The 17788-nt window shown below is 58.0% G+C and carries 16 protein-coding genes; 5 read left to right on the forward strand and 11 right to left on the reverse strand.

What is annotated here, in order from left to right; translation table 11 throughout:
- Window positions 1-30: 30 nt before the first annotated feature.
- The 10 genes from hemH to lrp form a co-directional block, all read right to left on the reverse strand.
- Complete coding sequence (gene hemH, locus G5149_RS06775; RefSeq protein ID WP_076494673.1) at window positions 31-1005, reverse strand: ferrochelatase; 975 nt, start codon at window positions 1003-1005, stop codon at window positions 31-33.
- Between the two features lie 98 nt (window positions 1006-1103).
- Window positions 1104-1748: an adenylate kinase gene (adk, locus tag G5149_RS06780; protein ID WP_005337083.1), complete on the reverse strand. Its 645-nt coding sequence runs from the start codon at window positions 1746-1748 to the stop codon at window positions 1104-1106.
- 303 nt (window positions 1749-2051) lie between these two features.
- Window positions 2052-2810, reverse strand: coding sequence for a tRNA isopentenyl-2-thiomethyl-A-37 hydroxylase MiaE (miaE, locus tag G5149_RS06785; RefSeq protein ID WP_005346385.1), 759 nt, complete (start codon window positions 2808-2810; stop codon window positions 2052-2054).
- Window positions 2811-3015: 205 nt separating this feature from the next.
- Entirely contained in the window at window positions 3016-4536 is a 1521-nt protein-coding gene (purF, locus tag G5149_RS06790) for an amidophosphoribosyltransferase (protein WP_005351229.1), read from the reverse strand.
- A 21-nt stretch (window positions 4537-4557) separates the two neighbouring features.
- Window positions 4558-5046 (reverse strand): CvpA family protein, encoded by a 489-nt coding sequence (locus G5149_RS06795; protein ID WP_033115174.1) that lies wholly within the window; start codon window positions 5044-5046, stop codon window positions 4558-4560.
- A gap of 187 nt (window positions 5047-5233) precedes the next feature.
- On the reverse strand, window positions 5234-6529 hold the full coding sequence (gene serS / locus G5149_RS06800; RefSeq protein ID WP_421212134.1) for a serine--tRNA ligase: 1296 nt from the start codon (window positions 6527-6529) through the stop codon (window positions 5234-5236).
- Window positions 6530-6816: 287 nt separating this feature from the next.
- A complete protein-coding gene (locus G5149_RS06805; protein ID WP_421212135.1) occupies window positions 6817-8154 on the reverse strand; it encodes a replication-associated recombination protein A in 1338 nt (445 codons plus the stop codon).
- Entirely contained in the window at window positions 8154-8762 is a 609-nt protein-coding gene (gene lolA / locus G5149_RS06810) for an outer membrane lipoprotein chaperone LolA (protein WP_421212136.1), read from the reverse strand. Before lolA ends, G5149_RS06805 begins: the two co-directional genes overlap by 1 nt.
- Window positions 8763-8842: 80 nt before the next feature.
- Window positions 8843-11359, reverse strand: a complete 2517-nt coding sequence (locus tag G5149_RS06815; RefSeq protein ID WP_421212137.1) for a DNA translocase FtsK 4TM domain-containing protein — start codon at window positions 11357-11359, stop codon at window positions 8843-8845.
- A 202-nt stretch (window positions 11360-11561) separates the two neighbouring features.
- Window positions 11562-12053: a leucine-responsive transcriptional regulator Lrp gene (gene lrp, locus G5149_RS06820; protein WP_005300047.1), complete on the reverse strand. Its 492-nt coding sequence runs from the start codon at window positions 12051-12053 to the stop codon at window positions 11562-11564.
- 150 nt (window positions 12054-12203) lie between these two features.
- Here lrp and ald point away from each other — a divergent pair, with 150 nt between their 5' ends.
- From ald to G5149_RS06835, 3 genes are all read left to right on the forward strand, one after another.
- The gene (ald, locus tag G5149_RS06825) at window positions 12204-13319 is read left to right on the forward strand and encodes an alanine dehydrogenase (protein ID WP_216978964.1); all 1116 of its coding nucleotides are present in this window, start codon (window positions 12204-12206) and stop codon (window positions 13317-13319) included.
- Window positions 13320-13504: 185 nt separating this feature from the next.
- On the forward strand, window positions 13505-14455 hold the full coding sequence (gene trxB, locus G5149_RS06830) for a thioredoxin-disulfide reductase (RefSeq protein ID WP_005346409.1): 951 nt from the start codon (window positions 13505-13507) through the stop codon (window positions 14453-14455).
- Window positions 14456-14517: 62 nt separating this feature from the next.
- A complete protein-coding gene (locus G5149_RS06835; RefSeq protein ID WP_421212138.1) occupies window positions 14518-15765 on the forward strand; it encodes a diguanylate cyclase in 1248 nt (415 codons plus the stop codon).
- Window positions 15766-15872: 107 nt separating this feature from the next.
- On the opposite strand, the gene G5149_RS06840 is transcribed toward G5149_RS06835, so the two are convergent.
- On the reverse strand, window positions 15873-16343 hold the full coding sequence (locus tag G5149_RS06840) for a glycine zipper 2TM domain-containing protein (protein WP_216978966.1): 471 nt from the start codon (window positions 16341-16343) through the stop codon (window positions 15873-15875).
- 21 nt (window positions 16344-16364) lie between these two features.
- On the opposite strand from G5149_RS06840, the gene aat reads away from it, so the two are divergent.
- A complete protein-coding gene (gene aat / locus G5149_RS06845) occupies window positions 16365-17072 on the forward strand; it encodes a leucyl/phenylalanyl-tRNA--protein transferase (RefSeq protein ID WP_216978967.1) in 708 nt (235 codons plus the stop codon).
- On the forward strand, window positions 17069-17785 hold the full coding sequence (locus tag G5149_RS06850) for an arginyltransferase (protein ID WP_421212139.1): 717 nt from the start codon (window positions 17069-17071) through the stop codon (window positions 17783-17785). Before aat ends, G5149_RS06850 begins: the two co-directional genes overlap by 4 nt.
- The last annotated feature ends 3 nt before the right edge of the window (window positions 17786-17788 follow it).

Below are 17788 nucleotides of genomic sequence, written 5' to 3' on the forward strand. Positions count from 1 at the left end.
CGACTCCTTGTTTGACTGACTGCCGGTCACTCATGCCAATTCGCGGCAGATGAGCGAGACCATCATCCTGATGTGGGCCTGATCGCTGTTGAGGGCCGGAATATATTCAAACCGCTCGCCACCGGCCTCCATGAAGATCTCCCGATTCTGTACCTGAATTTCCTCAAGGGTTTCGAGGCAGTCGGCGGCAAAGGCAGGGCAAATCACATCGAGTCGCTTGACCCCGGCGGCCGGCAGGCCAGCAATGGTCACGTCTGTGTAGGGCTTGAGCCACTCCTCCTTGCCAAAGCGGGACTGGAAGCTGGCCGTCCACTGCCCGGCCTCCAGCCCGAGCGCCTCGGCCAGCAAGCTGGCGGTATGGCGACACTGGTGACCATAGGGGTCCCCTTCGTTCTCGTAGCGCTCGGGAATACCGTGGAACGACATCAGCAGGTGATCACCCTGACCGTGCTGCTCCCAGTGACGGCGCACGCTCATGGCCAGCGCCTGAATGTATTCGGGATGGGCGTGATAATCACGAATAAGCCGCACCACCGGCAGATTGCGTTCTCTCTTCATTGCCTTGCCCCAGGCATCGAAGACCGAGGCAGTGGTACTGACCGAATATTGCGGATAGAGCGGCAACAGGATCACCCGGTTGACCCCTTTGGCCTTGAGCGCCTGCCAGCCATCATTCACTGACGGGGAACCATAGGTCATCGCCAGCTCCACCGGCACCTCGACCCCCTCCCGCTTGAGCTCCTGCTCCAGCGCGGCGCGCTGCTGCTTGCTTATCACCATCAGCGGCGAGCCCTGCTCGGTCCACACCTGCTGATAGAGCTTGGCCACTTTGGGCGAGCGCGTCGGCAAGATGATGAAGTGGAGCAGCGGGCACCAGAGGTAGCGGGGCAGGTCCACCACACGGGGATCGTGCAGGAACTGGCTGAGGAACGCTTTGACGGCAGCGGTGGTCGGTGCGGCTGGGGTACCCAGATTGACCAGCAATATTCCGGTTTTCGTGGTCACGTTGGCTTCCTGTCTATCTGTCATTATGCAAAAAGGGCCCGACAGGGCCCTTCTCTTTATTTATCTGATGGCACGGGAAACAGTGCCGGCAGCAAAGATCAGCCCAGAATGGTGGCAAGCTGCTTGCTGACCAGATCAACCGGCTGGGTGCCGTCGATCTTGACGTAACGGGTGTGGCCCGCTTCCGCCTCTTTGCCGTAGAAACCGATCAGCGGCGCGGTCTGCTGATGATATACATCCAGACGCTTGCGTACTGTGGTCTCTTCGTCGTCGGCGCGGATCACCAGATCTTCACCGGTCACGTCATCCTTGCCTTCCACTTTCGGCGGGTTGAACACCACGTGGTAGGTACGGCCGGAGCCGGAGTGAACGCGACGGCCGCTCATGCGCTTGACGATCTCTTCGTCCGGCACATCGAACTCCAGCACGAAATCAACCACAACACCGGCGTCCTTCATGGCTTGCGCCTGGGGAATGGTGCGCGGGAAACCGTCCAACAGGAAGCCTTTGGCGCAGTCCGGCTGAGCGATGCGCTCTTTGACCAGACCGATGATAATGTCGTCAGAGACCAGCTGACCTGCGTCCATCACAGCTTTGGCTTTCAGACCGAGCTCGGTGCCCGCTTTGATCGCCGCACGCAGCATGTCGCCGGTGGAGATCTGGGGAATACCGTGTTTTTCCATGATGAACTGAGCCTGGGTACCTTTGCCGGCGCCCGGAGCCCCCAACAGAACAATGCGCATACACGCTCCTATTGATTGGTTATTCAAATCTTGCGAAGGCAAAAAAGTACACGGTTTCGCCCGTTTCTACAAGGGTGAGCCACCTGAATGAGCACTTTATCACCACAATAACCGGCTGTTCGAACAGGATTTCATCGCAAGGGGAAGACGCAAAAATAGCCAGGGATTCAGCATAGAGCGCCAAAAGCAGGAAGGAGGTACGACAGAAAAAAAGATCCCGGCTCAGGGCCGGGAATTGCGCTCAAAAGTAACTACTTGTCGCTCGTAGTAGGAACAGGGCAATAGTAGTTTGCCCCCTGTGCGTCAACAACTGTCAGATGTGACAGGCAGGCCGCTATGGAACCGGAACTGCGGATCCGGTGAGCAGATTAGCTCGGCTTCGAGCTTGCCAAAGAAGGCCACCCGCTCGCTGATATCCTCCCCTGCATACTGTTCGGCCAGGCTCAGATAATCCTGATAGTGGCGCGCCTCGGAGCGCAGCAAAGAGACGTAGAAACGACTCAGCTCTTCGTCCAGATGGGGCGCCAGCTTGGCAAAGCGCTCGCACGAGCGGGCCTCGATGTAGGCGCCGATGATCATCTTGTCGACTATGGTGGCCGGTTCATGGGTGCGCACATGCTGCATCAACTGGCGGGCATAGCGAGAGGCCGTCACCGGCCCGTATTCGATGCCGCGGGCCTGCATGATCTCCAGCACCTGCTCGAAGTGATGCAGCTCCTCCTGAATGAGCCGCACCATGGGAAACAGCAGTGGATTGCGTTCCAGCTCGGCAAAGACGGTGCGATCAGACTCCCCCATGCTGCGTTTGCCCAGGATCTCGGCCTTCTCCGGAATGGCATCCAGCTCGCGATAAAACTCCAGCTTGGGCAGCAGATGGCGCTTGCCCTTGGGCAGGCAGTAGCGGCGCACCAGACTGTGGGCAGTGAGTGCAGCCTTGGTCTCGCAGTTGGCGTGATCGATGAGCAGGGTCGGTAAACGAGCCGGATCCCGCGCCATCTCTACCCACTCATCCGGGGTCTCGCACTGCAAAAACTGGCGCACTGGGGCTAGCAGATCATCCATCTGAACTCTCGTCTCTTAAAAGCGTATAGATCATATATGTTGCCGCCTATGCTAGCGGATCCCGCTGGCCATGCCCATATCCGGCAAGATAAACGGATATTTTTCAAACAGATACCCCCTACCCCTTCTGCCGGTGCGAGGTAGAAACGACAATGGGGGCCACTGGCCCCCATCTCGCTATCCCATCCGGCAAAACCGCAAACGTTTAACTTCCTTCGTTAAAAATTTCCAGATTGCTGGTGCCTTCCTGCCATTCACGCACCGCTTTGGTGTCATCGTTGCGCAGGGCGTTGAGGTGATCCAGATAGGACTGGTCCACATCGGAGGTGACGTAGTGGCCATTGAACACCGAGGTCTCGAAGTGACGCAGATCCGGGTTGATCTCCCGCACGGCGGCTTCCAGATCTTCCAGATCCTGGAAAATCAGACCGTCAGCGCCAATCAGCTTGCACACCTCTTCCACTTCGCGACCGTGGGCGATCAGCTCGTTGGCGGTGGGCATGTCGATGCCATAGACGTTGGGGAAACGAATTTCCGGCGCCGCCGAGGCGAAGTAGACCTTGGCTGCCCCCGCTTCACGGGCCATCTGGATGATCTGCTCGGACGTGGTACCACGCACGATGGAATCATCCACCAGCAACACCTTCTTGCCCTTGAATTCGGAGCTGATGGCGTTGAGTTTGCGGCGCACCGACTTCTTGCGCTGGGTCTGGCCCGGCATGATGAAGGTACGGCCGATATAGCGGTTCTTCACGAAGCCCTGACGGTATGGCAGATCCAGGGTGTGAGCGATCTCCAGCGCCACGTCACAGGAGGTCTCGGGGATGGGGATAACCACATCGACGTCGAGATCTTCCCACTCGCGGGCAATCTTCTGACCCAGCTTGCGACCCATGTTGAGGCGGGCGGCGTAGACCGAGACCTTGTCGATGCACGAATCGGGACGGGCGAAGTAGACGTATTCGAAGATGCAGGAGCTCATCTGCGGGTTCTCCGCACACTGCTCGGAGAAGAGCTGGCCCTGCTCGGTGATGTAGATGGCTTCACCCGGCGCAATATCCCTCACCGTCTCGAAACCGATGGCGTCGAGCGCCACGCTCTCTGAGGCGAGCATGTACTCCACCTGCCCCTGCTCGTCCTGACGACGACCGAGGATCAGCGGGCGAATGCCGTTGGGATCACGAAAGCCGATGAGACCATGACCAATCACCAGCGAGACCACCGCATAAGCGCCGCGGATCTGCTGATGGGTTCTGCGCACCGCGGCGAAGATATCTTCGGGGCGCAGGGCCATCTTGTCACAGCGATCCAGCTCGTGAGCCAGCACGTTCAGCAACACTTCCGAATCGGAAGTGGTGTTGATGTGGCGACGGGCGACCTTGAACTGCTGCTCCTTGAGCTCCTTGGCGTTGGTGAGGTTGCCGTTATGGGCCAGCACCATGCCGTAGGGCGAGTTCACATAAAAAGGTTGGGCTTCAGCGGCACTTGAGCTACCTGCGGTGGGATATCTGACATGACCTATGCCGATGTTCCCTTGCAAACGCTGCATGTGGCGCACTTCAAACACGTCCTTCACCAGGCCATTGGCCTTGCGTTGCCGGAAGTTTCCACTATCAATGGTCACGATCCCGGCGGCATCCTGTCCCCTGTGCTGCAACACCGTCAAGGCGTCGTAGAGGGCCTGATTGACGGGGGTGGTGCCAACTATACCGACAATACCACACATGTCTTTGCTACCTCGAAGTCACTATACCTGTTTAAGAAAACTGGATGAGTTCAGCATGAACCCGAAAAACCACTGGATCACCGGCTTGAACTCCGGCACCAGCTTGGATGCCGCCCACCAGTCGCTCTGGGAGAGGCTGGTGAAGGTATCCATGAAAAAAAGCAGGGCACTGACGATCAGTACCCCGCGAATTGCGCCGAAGCAGACTCCAAGCACCCGATCGGTACCGGAGAGCCCCGTCTTGTCCACCAGCAGACCCACCACGTAGTTCACCACGCTGCCCAGGATCAGGGTTGCCACGAACAGGGCCGCGATGGCCAGACCGTTGCGCACCAGCGCATCGGAGAAAGAGGTAAAATAGGCGGCGAGATCAGGATAGAAGTGGCTGGCAATAAAGAAGGCAACGAACCAGGTGACGAGAGACATGGCCTCTTTGACGAAGCCGCGCACCAGGCTGATGAGTGCAGAAAAACCGACGATGCCGATGATGGCGTAATCAATCCAGACCATAGAAAAAGATGTCCTGCGAAATTGCGGCGCAGTCTAACAAAAACGATTGCGCAATGCTTGATAAAATTGTGTTACATGTTCAAAGAGGCGCCGGAAACGCAGATTTATTCACGATAAAAACGGTTGAGCGGCGCCAGAATGCACAACGCCATGGCATGGCCATGGCGTTGTCGTCTGCAACGAGCGCTTACCCGATGTGGGTCAGGCCGCCCATGTAGGATTGCAGCGCAGCCGGGATGGCGATACGGCCATCTGCCTGCTGGTAGTTCTCGATCACGGCGACCAGAGTACGGCCTACAGCCAGACCGGAGCCATTCAGGGTGTGAATGAGCTGCGGCTTGCCATCGACACGCACGCGAGCCTGCATGCGGCGCGCCTGGAAGTCGGTGCAGTTGGAGACGGAAGAGATCTCGCGGTAAGTGTTCTGGGCCGGCAGCCACACTTCCAGATCGTAAGTCTTGGCCGCGCAGAAGCCCATGTCACCGGTAGAGAGCGCCATCACGCGATATGGCAGCTCCAGCAGTTGCAGCACCTTCTCGGCGTGACCCACCATCTCTTCAAGCGCTTCCCAGGATTTCTCCGGGTGAACCAGCTGCACCATTTCGACCTTGTCGAACTGGTGCATACGGATGAGGCCACGGGTATCGCGACCGTAAGAGCCCGCTTCGGAACGGAAGCAGGGGCTGTGAGCGGTCATCTTGATCGGCAGCTCCTGCTCGTCGAAGATCTCGTCGCGCGCCATGTTGGTAAGCGGTACTTCGGAAGTCGGGATCAGGGAGAACTTGCGCACCTTGCCCTCTTCTTCCCCTTCGCCGTCAATACCGGTATTGAACAGATCCTGGGAAAACTTCGGCAGCTGGCCGGTACCGTACAGGCTGTCCGGGTTGACCAGATAAGGTACGTAGCACTCGGTGTAACCGTGTTGCAGGGTGTGCAGATCCAGCATGAACTGGGCCAGGGCGCGGTGCAGACGGGCAATCTGGCCCTTCATCACCACGAAACGGGAACCGGAGAGCTTGACGCCGTTCTTGAAATCGACGCCCTTGGCCGCTTCACCCAGATCGATGTGATCGCGTACCGGGAAGTCGAAGTGACGCGGGGTACCCCAGCGACGCACTTCCACGTTGTCGTTTTCGTCACGACCAACAGGGGTAGTTTCGCTCGGCAGGTTGGGGATGGCATCGGCAATGGTTTTCAGCTGGGCCAGCAGGGCATCCAGCTCAACCTTGCTGGTCTCCAGCTCGTAGTTGATCTTGGTCACTTCAGCCTTGAGCGGGGCAACATCTTCACCGCGACGGGCAGCCTCACCGATGGACTTGGAGCGGGCGTTGCGCTCGGCCTGCAGCTCCTGGGTACGGGACTGCAGATCCTTGCGCTTCTCTTCCAGAGCATTGACAGCCGCTACGTCCAGAACGTAGCCACGTGTCGCCAGACGAGCGGCAGCTTCATCGATGTCGCTGCGCAGATATTTGGGATCCAGCATGGGTTACCTACTTTTTTAATAAGGGATCTGGGCCTGAGTCATCATGACGGGCTAAAAAACAGATCCGGAAGTTAACATCGGTTGGCCCCCGTCGCCTTGAGAGTCAGGCCTTCGAAATCAAGAAGATGGTATCAGGCCGAAACCAACGGGGTCAGAGGGGCAGTGTAGCAGACCGCCCCCCTGCCCGAACAGGGACTATTTGGGTCGTTTTTGCCGACTTGTGGGGTCAAACACCCCAATTATTCCGGTACCTGACCAATTTTCATTCTGCTGACAAACAAGCGGGGCTATCGGCCCCGTTTTTGCGGGCTCTGTCGATCCAGCTCGTGGAGATAATCGAGCTTCTGGCCGATCTGCTTTTCAAGGCCACGATCGGTAGGCTGATAGTACTGCTTGCCGGCAAGCTCGGGCGGGAAATACTCCTCGCCTGCGGCGTAAGCGCCCGGTTCGTCGTGGGCGTAACGATACTCGGCGCCATAGCCCAGATCACTCATCAGCCGGGTCGGCGCATTGCGCAGGTGTACCGGCACCTCGAAGTCAGGGAGGTTTTTGGCATCATTGAGCGCTGCCTTCCAGGCGGTGTAAACCGCGTTGCTCTTGGGCGCACAGGCGAGATAGACGATCGCCTGGGCGATAGCCCGCTCCCCTTCCGCTGGCCCGATGCGGTGGAAACAATCCCAGGCAGATAGCGCCACCTGCATGGCCCGCGGATCGGCATTGCCCACATCTTCCGAGGCAATCGCCAGCAAGCGGCGTGCAATGTAGAGCGGATCGCAACCGGCACTCACCATGCGGGCATACCAGTAGAGTGCCGCATCCGGCGCCGAGCCGCGAATGGACTTGTGTACCGCCGAGATGAGGTCGTAGAAGTGATCCCCCCCCTTGTCGAAGCGGGCCACGTGCTCCCCCACCACGGCAGCGAGCAGGGCACTGTCGATCACCCGCATCCCACTGCTGTCGGTTTCGGCCATGTCGGCCAACAGCTCCAGATAGTTTAGGGATTTACGCCCGTCCCCATCCACTGCCTTGGCCAACGCCTCTTTGACGCCGGGGGCGAAGGTGAGTGCCGAATCATTGAGACCACGGGGATCGGTCATCGCCTGATCGAGCATGGCGAGGATATCCTCCTCCTCCAGTCGCTTGAGCAGATAGACCCGAGCTCGTGAGAGCAGTGCGTTGTTGAGTTCGAACGAGGGGTTTTCGGTGGTGGCACCGATAAAGGTGATGGTGCCATCTTCGATGTGAGGCAGGAACACATCCTGCTGGCTCTTGTTGAAGCGGTGCACCTCATCCACGAAGAGGATAGTGCGCACTCCGCGCCAGCTGTTCTCTTTGGCCTTGTCGATGGCCGCGCGGATCTCCTTGATGCCGGAGGTGACCGCCGAGAGCCGCTCCACTTCCGCCTGGCAGTAGTGAGCCATCAGCTCCGCCAGCGTGGTCTTGCCGGTACCGGGTGGTCCCCACAGGATCATCGAGTGACAGTGACCGGCCAGGATCGCTTTGCGCAGGGGCTTGTCAGGCCCCAGGATATGCAGCTGACCGATATACTGGTCGAGGTTTTGCGGCCGCATCCGGGCCGCCAACGGACGAAAGTCCGACGAGAAATCCAGCGAGAGATTGCTCATCAGCGCTGATCATCCAGCTCGACCCCCTTCGGGATCTTGAAGACAAATTCGTTACCCTTGAGCACCGGCTTGCGGTTGAAGCTATTGAGGGTAAATTCGGTCCACTGCCCCTGCGCCTCTTTTACATCAAAACGACTGATATTGTTGTCGCGATCGAAGGTGACGCGGAAGGAGGCTATAAGCTCGCTCGGATCCCTGCTGGTGACGGTGTAGACATCCCCCTGCTGGGTCACGTCGTAGCGCTTCCACAGCTTTTCGTCATTGCCAGTGATCAGCACGAAGGGGGTATTGAGCACCGCATCCTTCAATTTAAGGGCTGTCACCTGCTCGACGAAGGGGTCATATACCCAGACATCCTTGCCATCAGCCACGATAAGGTTCTCGTCAGGCGAGGTGGTATGCCAGTTGAAATGGTTGGGGCGCTGCACCAGCAGATCGCCGCTGGCGCGCTGCAACTCCTTGCCCTTGCTGTCGTAGACAGTCTGGGAAAACTTGGCAGAGAAGAGGCTGACACTAGCCAGCTTCTGCTTGAGATCGCTGGCCGCATCGGCCCACACCTGGCTGCTGGCTATCAGCAGCACGGTACCCATCAACAGTTGTTTTTTCATCACGCTCTTCATAAAGACGCTCTCGATAAAAGGCCACGCCCGCGGAGGACATGGCCAGGGATAGAATGAAACGGTGAGTCTTAGTCCCGCACTGGCGGCGGTGCCAACACGTCGCGTTGACCATTGCCACCCGGGGCGCTGACGATGCCCTGATTCTCCATTTGCTCGATAAGACGAGCCGCCCGGTTGTAACCAATCTTGAACTTGCGCTGCACGCTGGAGGTAGAACCACGACGGGACTCCACCACGAAGGCGACCGCTTCGTCGAACAGGGGATCGAGCTCTTCATCGTCACTACCGCCATATTCGCCGCTGCCGCCGTCACCACCAGATTCGCCGGAGAGGATCTCCTCGATGTAGTTCGGCTCGCCACGCAGTTTCCAGTCCGCCACCACCTTGTGTACCTCGTGGTCATCGACGAACGCACCGTGTACCCGGGTCGGGTTGGAGGTACCGGCCGGCATGTAGAGCATGTCGCCCATGCCGAGCAGAGATTCAGCACCGCCCTGATCGATGATGGTGCGCGAGTCGATCTTGCTCGATACCTGGAACGAGATCCGGGTCGGAATGTTGGCCTTGATAAGACCGGTAATGACATCCACCGACGGACGCTGGGTCGCCAGAATGAGGTGAATACCGGCGGCCCGCGCCTTCTGGGCGATACGGGCGATCAGCTCTTCCACCTTCTTGCCGACGATCATCATCATGTCGGCAAATTCATCCACCACCACCACGATGTGGGGCAGTTTCTCCAGCTCCGGTGGCATCTGATCCATGGAGTCACCCGGTCGCCACAACGGATCCAGCAGGGGTTCCCCCTCCTCGATGGCGGCCAATACCTTGTCGTTGTAGCCCTTGAGGTTGCGCACCCCGACTGCCGACATCAGCTTGTAACGGCGTTCCATCTCGCCCACACACCAGCGCAGGGCGTTGGCGGCGTCCTTCATGTCGGTCACCACCTCGGTCAGCAGATGGGGGATCCCTTCGTAAACCGAGAGTTCCAGCATCTTGGGGTCGATCATGATGAAGCGCAGGTCGTCCGGCGTCGACTTGTAGAGCATCGAGATGATCATGGTGTTGACCCCTACCGACTTACCGGACCCCGTAGTACCGGCCACCAGCAGGTGCGGCATCTTGGCGAGGTTCACCACCACCGGCTCACCGGCGATGTCCTGACCCAGGCCCATAGTGAGCGGGTTGCGGCTATCGCGGAACGCATCGCAGTCGAGGGTTTCGCGCAAGTAAACGGTCTGGCGCACCCGGTTGGGCAGCTCAATGCCGACATAGGTCTTGCCCGGGATCACCTCGACCACCCGCACGCTGCTGGCCGACAGAGAGCGGGCCAGATCGCGCGAGAGATTGGTGATCTTGCTCGCCTTCATGCCCGGCGCCAGATCAAGCTCGAAACGGGTGATGACAGGGCCCGGATAGACACCGACCACCTTGGCCTGCACGTTGTAGTCGGCAAGTTTGGCTTCCACCAGACGGCCCATACGCTCCAGCTCATCCTTGCTCATCATCTGGGTCTTGGCCGGTGGACGGTCGAGCAGCTCGATACTCGGCAACGGCGGCAGCGTAGATTGCGGACGACGCTTGGGCTTGGTCGGTGCGACTGCAACAGGTGCGGCGACCTCGTCGTCCCCTTCGGCCCACGGCAGATCCAGATCGTCATCATCATCGTCATCGGCCACAGCCAATACCGGCTGACGACGCCCATTGGCAGTCGACACCGCACGTTTCGGTTTGGCAGCCGGAGCTGGCTCATCATCTTCATCATCAAACTTGGGATCGAACTCGAAGGTATCGTCGTCGAGTTCGGGCAGCCACTCTTCGGCGGCAGCCTTCTGGTTCTTGGCCTTGGGCTTGCGAGTCCAGCTGGTGTGCGGCTCATCTTCCTCGTCATCAAACGCGATGGCCCCTACCCCGCCTTCCAGCAAGGGATCCGGCCCCTCGTTGCGGGGTTGACGCCAGCCACCGGTGAGCCAGCGGCCTAGGGTGGTCGGGAAGTGGTAAACAGCGCTGACCGAACCGGTACAGGCCGCGCCGATCTGCTCCACGATGGTGAGCCAGGACCAGCCGGTAAACAGGGTGATACCGGTTGCCACGAAGCAGAGCAGCATCAGGTTGGCCCCGACGCCGCCAAACAGCGGCACCACTGCAGAAGCGATCACATCCCCCACCAGACCTCCGGCGGAGAAGTTCTGCATATCGTTGAAGTTCATGCTGGCAATGGCCGACATGCCGAGCACGGTCAGGATAAAGCCAATGATCCGTACCCCCAGGGTGAGGTAATCCACATCAAGCAGGCGGCTCGGGCGCCAGAAGAGGCTCCAGCCCAGCAGAACCACCAGTGGTGGAACCAGATAGGAGAAGGCACCAAAGGTAAACATAGTGATATCGGCGAGCCAGGCCCCGGCACTACCGGCGAGGTTCTTGACCTCCCCTTGCCAGGAGGTCTGGGACCAGCCGGGATCGGCGGGATGATAGGACAACAGGGCGAGCAGAAGATAAGCAGCCATCAGGGTGATGGCGATCAAGACGGCTTCGAAGATCCGTTGTATACCTGATAAAGGAGTAAACAGCTTTTTATCGGCCAAACTCCGGCTCCTTTCTGAAAACATATAACGCAGGAAAATAGGGGGCCCAGTATCCCTGAAAAGCCCATCGATTGTCAGCCTGTGTCTGCTGGGGCGGGGCCAAATTTGCACTCTTCTTTACAAGAAGAAACGAGCGGACTGGCCGCTCGTTTCTGACAGTCATGGTGTCTCGTATGGAAAAGATACCACGGCATAATCTGCGTTATCGGGTACTGATCACCAGACGGCTGCTCTGCTTGACCTCTTCCATCACCACGTAGGTGCGGGTGTCATTCACCCCAGGCAGACGCAACAGGGTCTCCCCCAGCAAGCGACGATAAGCTGACATGTCGCTTACCCGGGTCTTGAGCAGATAGTCAAAATCACCCGAGACCAGATGGCACTCCTGGATCTCTTCGAGCACCTGAACAGCCTTGTTGAACTGTTCAAACACATCGGGAGCACCGCGGTTGAGGGTAATTTCTACAAAAACCAGCAGCGACGCATCCAGATAATGAGGGTTCAGAATCGCAGCATATCCTTCGATATACCCTTGTCGCTCGAGGCGACGAACCCGTTCCAGACACGGTGTGGGACTCAGGCCAACTCGTTTGGACAACTCAACATTCGAGATCCTGCCATCCTTTTGCAGTTCATTGAGAATGTTGCGGTCAATCCTGTCCAAATCCTTTAGCCGACTCTTAGCTTCCATCATTTAATTCCATCCTTTGGCTATTTTTTGGTAAGAATCACCATTCATTTTATAATTATGGTCACAAATCCTGTCAATACCTGAATATACTAGGCGCAAATGTTGGTTAACATTTTGGCAACATAAACCACCAATCGATAGACGAGGGATAGCATGATTATCGGTGTACCTAAAGAGATAAAAAACCATGAGTATCGCGTAGGCATGGTTCCGGCCAGTGTACGTGAACTGACAGCACGAAACCATACTGTTTTCGTCCAAAGCGGTGCCGGAAACGGCATTGGCTTTAGCGATGCAGATTATACCGCTGCCGGAGCCGAAATTTTGGCCTCTGCAGCAGAGGTTTTCGCCAAAGCCGAGATGATCGTCAAGGTCAAGGAGCCTCAGCCTGTCGAATGTGCCATGTTGCGTCCGGGTCAAACCCTGTTCACCTATCTGCATCTGGCGCCAGATTTGCCCCAGACCGAAGCCCTGCTGAAAAGCGGTGCCATCTGCATCGCCTATGAGACCGTCACCGACGGCCGTGGTGGCCTCCCCCTGCTGGCTCCCATGTCAGAAGTGGCCGGACGCATGTCTATTCAGGCGGGTGCCCAGGCGCTTGAAAAATCGCGTGGCGGGAGTGGGGTGTTGCTCGGCGGGGTACCCGGTGTCGAACCGGCCAAGGTGGTGATCATCGGCGGTGGCGTAGTAGGCTCTAATGCAGCGCGCATGGCCATCGGTATGCGCGCAGATGTGACCATCCTCGACAACAACGTCGATACCCTGCGTCGCCTTGATAACGAGTTTCAGGGGGCCGCCAAGGTGGTCTACTCCAATAGCGAAACACTGGAACGCCATCTGCTAGCGGCCGATCTGGTCATCGGTGGCGTGCTGGTACCGGGTGCCACTGCGCCAAAACTTGTCAGCCGTGACCACATTGCGCGCATGAAGCCGGGTTCTGCCATCGTCGATGTGGCCATCGATCAGGGTGGCTGTGTGGAAACCTCCCACGCCACCACCCATGAAGATCCGACATTTATCGTCGATGAGGTAGTGCACTACTGCGTTGCCAACATGCCGGGGGCCGTTGCCCGCACCTCGACCGTGGCGCTCAACAATGCCACCCTCCCCTTTATCATCAAGCTGGCCCAGCAAGGATATCGCCAGGCACTGCTGAGCGATCCCCACCTGTTGCACGGGCTCAACGTGATGGAGGGCAAGCTCACCTGCAAAGAAGTGGCCGTGGCACATGACCTTGCCTACACGGATCCCCTGACCCTGCTGAACTGATCTGCGCTGGCCTGCGCCAACTGAAGATGAGTGAAAATCCGCCCGCGATGGGCGGTTTTTTTATCCCTTTATTTTGCATGTCACCCCTTGTGAACACGATTAGTGCAATCGACTCACCAGCCTTTGACCCCGGATCACGAATTACCTACAATCGCGCAAACTCATCACATCCCGGAAATGACATCATGAGCCAAGTCACTCACAGCAAATTGCTGATCTTAGGGTCAGGCCCGGCCGGTTACACCGCGGCCGTCTACGCCGCCCGCGCCAACCTCAATCCCCTGCTCATCACCGGCATGCAGCAAGGGGGTCAGCTGACCACCACTACCGAAGTGGAGAACTGGCCGGGTGATCCGGAAGGTCTGACCGGCCCAGCGCTGATGGAACGCATGAAAGCCCATGCAGAGAAGTTCGATACCCGCATCCTGTTTGATCATATCAACAGTGTCGAACTGACACAGCGCCCGTTCCGCCTCAAGGGCGACAACGGCGAATACACCTGCGATGCCCTGATCATCGCGACCGGCGCCTCCGCCAAGTATCTGGGCCTGCCCTCCGAAGAGGCCTTCAAGGGTCGCGGCGTCTCCGCCTGTGCCACCTGTGACGGTTTCTTCTACCGCAATCAGGAAGTGGCCGTGATCGGCGGCGGCAACACCGCCGTGGAAGAAGCCTTGTATCTGGCCAACATCGCCAAAAAGGTGCACCTCATCCACCGCCGCGACGAGTTTCGTGCAGAGAAGATCCTGATCAAGCGTCTGCACGACAAGGTCGAAAGCGGCAACATCGTGCTGCACACCCACCAGACTCTGGACGAAGTGCTGGGCGATCAGATGGGGGTCACTGGTGTGCGCCTGCGCAACACCCAGGACAACAGCACCAGCGAGCTACCGCTGATGGGCGTCTTCATTGCCATCGGCCATCAGCCCAATACCCAGATCTTCGATGGCCAGCTGGAGATGCAAAACGGCTATCTGAAGGTACGTGGCGGTCTCGACGGTTTTGCCACCCAGACCAGTATTGAAGGTGTCTTCGCTGCCGGCGACGTGGCCGACCACAACTACCGTCAGGCGATCACCTCGGCCGGTACCGGCTGCATGGCAGCCCTCGATGCCGAACGCTACCTCGACGCGCAATAAACAAGCGCAGTTGTGATATAAGGCATACCAGTCGGTATGCCTTTTTTCATTTAAGGAGTCTAATGAAACAGAAGATATTGATTGTCGAAGATAGCCTGACCATTCGGCGTATGCTGACTCAGGCCATTGCCCAGCAAACTGGCCTCGAGATTGACGCCTTCGATACCCTTGAAGGCGCCCGTCACTGTCAGGGCGAGGAGTATGTGGTCGCGCTGGTGGACTTGACCTTGCCGGATGCGCCCCGTGGAGAAGCGGTCAACGAGCTGCTGGCTCGCGGATTGCCGGTTGTGATCCTCACTGCCGACATCAGTGAGGATAAACGTGCCGCCTGGCTGGAAACCGGCGTGCTGGACTATGTGATGAAGGATTCACGCCACTCGCTGCAATATGCTGTTAGTCTGGTGCACCGTCTCTATCTCAACCAGTCCATCGAAGTGCTGGTGGTCGATGATTCACGCACCTCCCGTCACCGCACCATGGCTCAGTTGCGCAAACAGCTGTTGCAGGTGCATGAGGCAAGTCATGCCAGTGAAGCGATGGCGATACTGGAGCAACACCCGGGCATCCGGCTGGCACTGGTCGACTACTACATGCCGGATATTGATGGCATCAGTCTGGTGCGCATGCTGAGAGAGCGTTACAGCAAGCAGCAGCTGGCGATTATCGGGATCTCGGTCTCGGACAAACGCGGTCTCTCTGCTCGCTACCTCAAGCAGGGCGCCAACGACTTTCTCAACCAGCCTTTCGAGCCGGAAGAGCTGCAGTGTCGGGTCAGCCACAATCTGGAGGCGCTCGAGCAGTTCAACAGCATTCAGGAGTCAGCCAATCGTGACTATCTGACCGGTCTTTACAACCGTCGCTACTGGTTCAATGAAGGGCAAAAATGGTTTGAAGAACATCAGCATCAGCAGACGCCTCTCGCACTCTGTGTGCTCGATGTGGATCACTTCAAGCAGGTCAACGATCACTGGGGCCATGCCATCGGCGATCAGCTGCTCTGCCATCTGACCCGCCAGCTGACCCAGTTCTTCCCCGATGCCATGATCGCACGGTTTGGCGGAGAGGAATTTGCCATGATGGTACCCCACTGTACCGTCCCCGTGTTGATCAAGCGTCTTGAAGGGCTGCGTCAGCAGCTGCGCCAGCAACCCTTGTCACCGGAAACCCCGCTCTTCGTTCGCGCCAGTTACGGCGTGATCAGCGTCGGGCGGATATCCATGGACGAGGCGCTGAGCGTAGCGGATCGGCTGCTCTATCAGGCAAAGAACACCGGTCGCGACAAGATAGTCTCTCAAGAGACAGCTATCTGAATCCTCAGGGCATCAGTCCCGTGTATTACCGCCCGACAGACTTTCCAGCAAGAGAGTCTGCGGGTTTCTTTCCTGCCACAATCCCCCATCATCATGACTATCGAAAGTCAGTAAGTCTTGTCGACCCGCACCCCATCATCGAAATAGAGAATGCGCACCTTGTCCCCATTGGCAAAGACCATGGCGGGATCATAATCCTGGATCACGTTGATAAGGGCATTTTGCTCGTTGCGAATAAGCAGCTCCACCAGCTTGTTCTCCACTACCGTGTCGCCTGACTGATACTGCTGCGCCGCAGCGGCCCCGGCAAGCGCCCCGACGGCGGTGGCTATTTCACGGCCATGGCCGCCACCAAACTGGTTGCCAAGCAAACCGCCCAATACTGCCCCGCCCAGGGTTTTCCAGCCGGAATGCTCCGACTCCAGGATCTGGCGCTGGGTAATATTGCGCACCGTTTCGACCTGGCCAAACACCACCTGATTGACCGGGCGAGCAGTGTTGCGCTGGTAAACCTCGGCCCCGGCGGGCACAGTGACAAAGCAGAGCAAGCTGGATACTATCAGGATAATGGCCTTCATCTACGAACCTCGTTGCCTTATATGTCTCGCTATCTCACTCAACTGGATGATGAGCGCTGCTGGTTTCCCGACCCCTCGCATGCCCTGGAAGAGCCCAACGGGCTGCTGGCGATCGGCGGGGATCTCTCCCCTGCCAGATTGCTGGCAGCTTACCACAAGGGGATCTTCCCGTGGAACGAACCCCACCAGCCGACCCTGTGGTGGTCACCTGACCCGCGCGGTGTAATCCGCCCCGATCAGCTGCATGTGGGGCGCACCTTGCAGAAGATTATCCGCCGTATCCCATTCGATATTTCCGTCAATCGCGCCTTTAATGAAGTCATTACCGCCTGCGCCGCCCCTCGTCGCACTGCCGATGGCACCTGGATCAGCCAACCCATGATCGAGGCCTACCAGCAGTTGCACCGGCTGGGTCATGCTCACTCTATCGAGATCTGGCAGGAGGGAGAGCTGCAAGCGGGACTATATGGCCTCTCTATCGGCCGACTGTTTTGCGGTGAATCCATGTTCAGCCGCATCGATAACGGCGCCAAACTGGCCATGGTTGCGCTCTGTCGCCACTTTGCCCGGCACGGAGGTGCTCTTGTCGATTGCCAGATGCAGAATCCGTTTCTGGCCACGCTGGGCATTGAGGAGTGGCCAAGAGCGCGCTTTCTGGCCGAACTGGCGCAACTGAGCCGCCAATCGCTATTGGATTCATGCTGGCAAGAGGGAGAGATCCGCTTATGACCGAAGAAGTGATCCTCAAGGTTGGGCTAACCCCCAAGCATCCCTGCAGTTATCTGGATCATGAGCAGGAGCAGTTACTGGTTCTGATGGATCACAACCTGCTCAATGCCCACGGTTACGAACGCCTGCTGACCGCCGGATTTCGCCGCAGTGGCAACGACATTTATCGTCCCCACTGCCCCGCCTGTCATGCCTGTCAATCCCTGCGCATTCACAGCGAACACTTCAAACCTAGCCGGGGACAAAAACGCATCAGCCAGCTCAATAGGGATATCGACATCGTCCTGAGCTACGATGACAAGCCCGAATATTATGCGTTGTATGAACGCTATATTCGCGAGCGTCATCAGGATGGCAGCATGTATCCCCCCAACCGCAGCCAGTATCGGGGGTTTCTCCATTGTGACTGGATGCCGCCGCTCTATCTGGAGATGCGCAAAGAGGGTCGACTTATCGGGGTGGCCACCACAGACCTGCTACCCCACTCACTCAGCGCCATGTATACCTTTTTTGACCCCGATTATGCCGACCGCTCTCTGGGGACCTTTGCCATATTGAGCCAACTTGATCTGGCCAGGCGTACCGGACGAAGCTGGCTCTATCTCGGCTATCTGGTAGAGGCGTGTCGCAAGATGAATTACAAGCGCAATTACCTCCCTCACGAGGTTCTCATCCATGGAGAATGGAAAAATATCGATAGCAAGCCCGAGTAAACT

It is taken from the genome of Aeromonas sp. 600479 (genome assembly GCF_049175515.1).
Classification (GTDB): Bacteria; Pseudomonadota; Gammaproteobacteria; order Enterobacterales; family Aeromonadaceae; genus Aeromonas; species Aeromonas veronii_A.

Coding starts and splice junctions, on each gene's coding strand:
- G5149_RS06840 (WP_216978966.1), bottom strand. CDS start 16,343: ATGAAGGCCATTATCCTGATAGTATCCAGCTTGCTCTGCTTTGTCACT.
- G5149_RS06795 (WP_033115174.1), bottom strand. CDS start 5,046: ATGGTCTGGATTGATTACGCCATCATCGGCATCGTCGGTTTTTCTGCA.
- aat (WP_216978967.1), top strand. CDS start 16,365: ATGTCTCGCTATCTCACTCAACTGGATGATGAGCGCTGCTGGTTTCCC.
- G5149_RS06805 (WP_421212135.1), bottom strand. CDS start 8,154: ATGAGCAATCTCTCGCTGGATTTCTCGTCGGACTTTCGTCCGTTGGCG.
- lrp (WP_005300047.1), bottom strand. CDS start 12,053: ATGATGGAAGCTAAGAGTCGGCTAAAGGATTTGGACAGGATTGACCGC.
- trxB (WP_005346409.1), top strand. CDS start 13,505: ATGAGCCAAGTCACTCACAGCAAATTGCTGATCTTAGGGTCAGGCCCG.
- adk (WP_005337083.1), bottom strand. CDS start 1,748: ATGCGCATTGTTCTGTTGGGGGCTCCGGGCGCCGGCAAAGGTACCCAG.
- G5149_RS06850 (WP_421212139.1), top strand. CDS start 17,069: ATGACCGAAGAAGTGATCCTCAAGGTTGGGCTAACCCCCAAGCATCCC.
- miaE (WP_005346385.1), bottom strand. CDS start 2,810: ATGGATGATCTGCTAGCCCCAGTGCGCCAGTTTTTGCAGTGCGAGACC.
- G5149_RS06835 (WP_421212138.1), top strand. CDS start 14,518: ATGAAACAGAAGATATTGATTGTCGAAGATAGCCTGACCATTCGGCGT.
- purF (WP_005351229.1), bottom strand. CDS start 4,536: ATGTGTGGTATTGTCGGTATAGTTGGCACCACCCCCGTCAATCAGGCC.
- ald (WP_216978964.1), top strand. CDS start 12,204: ATGATTATCGGTGTACCTAAAGAGATAAAAAACCATGAGTATCGCGTA.
- serS (WP_421212134.1), bottom strand. CDS start 6,529: ATGCTGGATCCCAAATATCTGCGCAGCGACATCGATGAAGCTGCCGCT.
- lolA (WP_421212136.1), bottom strand. CDS start 8,762: ATGAAAAAACAACTGTTGATGGGTACCGTGCTGCTGATAGCCAGCAGC.